This window comes from Streptomyces albus subsp. chlorinus, assembly GCF_013302895.1.
In the GTDB taxonomy this organism is placed as follows: domain Bacteria; phylum Actinomycetota; class Actinomycetes; order Streptomycetales; family Streptomycetaceae; genus Streptomyces; species Streptomyces chlorinus.
This window is the reverse complement of record NZ_VJOK01000001.1, coordinates 572,708-575,064: the sequence shown is the minus strand read 5'-3', so window position 1 is coordinate 575,064 and position 2,357 is coordinate 572,708. Positions and strand designations below refer to the sequence as shown.

Annotated in this window: 2 protein-coding genes; one reads left to right on the top strand and one right to left on the bottom strand. The window is 75.6% G+C overall.

Annotation, left to right across the window (positions count from 1 at the left end; genetic code table 11):
* Positions 1-162 precede the first annotated feature (162 nt).
* Positions 163-876 carry a formylglycine-generating enzyme family protein gene (locus FM076_RS02660; RefSeq protein ID WP_243274275.1) on the bottom strand — a complete coding sequence of 238 codons (714 nt, stop codon included), beginning with the start codon at positions 874-876 and terminating at the stop codon, positions 163-165.
* Positions 877-1,053: 177 nt separating this feature from the next.
* Between FM076_RS02660 and FM076_RS02655 the strand changes: the two genes are divergently transcribed.
* The gene (locus tag FM076_RS02655) at positions 1,054-2,322 is read left to right on the top strand and encodes a cytochrome P450 (RefSeq protein WP_173868337.1); all 1,269 of its coding nucleotides are present in this window, start codon (positions 1,054-1,056) and stop codon (positions 2,320-2,322) included.
* Positions 2,323-2,357 lie beyond the last annotated feature (35 nt).

Sequence of the window (2,357 nt, the reverse complement as noted above, 5' to 3'; positions counted from 1 at the left end):
CAGGCAGGGAACCCGCCCGGTGCCCGCCGTTCCCCGTCCACCCCGGCCCCGCGGGACGGAGGCACGGGAACGGCCCCCTCCCGGCCCCTGGCCGCCCCGCCCTCCGCGGCGCAGGGACCGCCTGTGCCGCCGACATGAGGCCGCCGGGGCGGCGGGAGGCGGTCAGTCCCGGGCGTCGGCGCCGCCGGCCGGGACGGCGGACCGGGCGAGACGGAACCCCACGTCGTCCACCCGGAACGCCGGGTGGCTGCGGCGGCGCACCGACGCCCGGCAGCTCCAGTGCTCGTCGAACCAGCCACCGCCGCGGAGCACCCGGTAGTCGCCGTAGACCTCGGGGTCGTACAGATCCCAGCACCACTCCCACACGTTCCCGAGCATGTCGTGGAAGCCCCAGGCGTTGGGCAGCTTGCCGCCCACCTCGTGGGGGCGCCCCCCGGAGTTGCCGCGGTACCAGGCGATCTCGTCGAGCGGTCCGTGGCGCGGTCCCTCGGTCCCGGCGCGGCAGGCGTGCTCCCACTCGGCCTCGGTCGGCAGCCGGTAGCCGTCGCGTGCCGGGTCCCACGCGACGCCGCTGCCCGTGTCGCTGCCGGCGTCGCTGTCGCCCGTGAGGCGGTAGGCGGGCGCGAGGCCGTCCCGTTCCGACAGGGCGTTGCAGAAGCGGACGGCGTCGGTCCAGCAGACCCCCTCGACCGGCACCCGGTCACCCTGGACGCCGCCCGGACGGGAACCGGTGACCTCCGCGTACAGCTCCTGGGTCACCTGGAAGGCCGCCAGCTGGTACGGCGCCGGCTCGACCGGCCACCGGCGTCCCGTCCGCCGGTCGGACAGCGTCACCCGCCCCGGCGGGACAGTGATCATCTCGACGCGTGTCCCCATGATCCGGTGATGCTACCGGCGCACCGGGCACCGCCCGCCCACGGGACGCCCGCCGCCTCCCGCCCGGCCGTGCCCCGGTCGGACGGAGCAGGGGTTCTCCGCCGCCCGGATGCGTGATAGTGGTTCCCGTCATATCACCAACCGCTGTCGCAGCGCCGGAAGTTGAGGGCAGGCCCCATGCAGGAGTCAGTCGCACACGTCGATTTCGATCCGCTCGCAAAGGACCCCGTCGCGGACCTGGACGCGCTGCTGGCGGCCGGTCACCGGGTGGTGCGCAGCCCGCGGATGCGGGGCGCCTACCTCGTGCTCACCCGGCGGGAGGCCGAGGAGGTGCTGACGGACACCGCGACCTACTCCTCTGCCTACGCCCTCGGGGGACCGGTGGCCGCGGGGCTCCCCGAGGAGATCGCGGCCCAGCTGCCCGGTTTCCTGCGGGAACCGGTCAGCGGGGTGGTGGACGCGGACGCGCCGGAGCACGGGCGGCTGCGCGCCACCGTGCAGCGCGCCTACGCGGGGCCCCGCGTCAACCCGCTCGCTCCCCGCGTCACCGGCCTCGCCGAGGAACTCGCCGCCGCCCTCGCCCGGCACGAGCGGCCGGACCTGGTGGAGCACTACGCACTGCCGCTGGTGCACGGCGTCATGGGCCTGGCCATGGGCGTGCCACGGGACATGGTCGAGCAGGTGGCCGCCTGGGCCCAGGACATGGCCGCGCTGATAACGCCCGACACGCCGCTCCCCGACAAGAGCCGGGCAGCGGGAAGGCTCCGGGAGTACGAGGAGTGGGCGCGCGGCTTCCTCGCCGCCCTGCCGGACGGTCACGAGGGCGCACTCGGGGTATACGCCCACGGCGACCCCGCCGCCGGAGCGGAGCCCTTCACCGTGGCGAACCAGCTCAACAACATGCTGGTGCACTGGGTCGCGGGCACCGTCACCACATGCCACACCATCACCACGGCGGCCCACCTGCTGCTGACCGACCGCGCGCTGTGGGAGCAGGCCGTGGCCGACCCGGAGACCGTCACCGCGCGGGCCCTGGAGGAGGGGCTGCGGTATGCCGCCCCGCACCGCGGCCTCGTACGCGTCACCACCCGACGGACCACGCTCGGCGGCACCGACCTGCCCGCGGGTGCCCAGGTGCTTCCCATCCTCAGCGCCGCCAACCGCGACCCCGAGGCCGTCCCCGAGCCGGCCCGGTTCGACCCGCACCGCGACAGTGTCCGCGACCACCTGGCCTTCGGCACGGGGGCGCACGCGTGCGTCGGCGCGCACCTGGCCCGCATGGAGGGCCGTGTCGCGCTGACCACCCTCGTCCGTCGGCACCCCGGGCTGCGGCCGGCCGACCCGGACAGCCCGCCGCCCCTGCTGCCCAACTACTTCTTCCACGGCATCGCACACCTTCCCGTCACCGGCCTGACGGCGCGGAGTGCCACGGACGACGCCTCCTGACCCGCGGGACCCGGCGGGGGAGCGACGCACCGGCC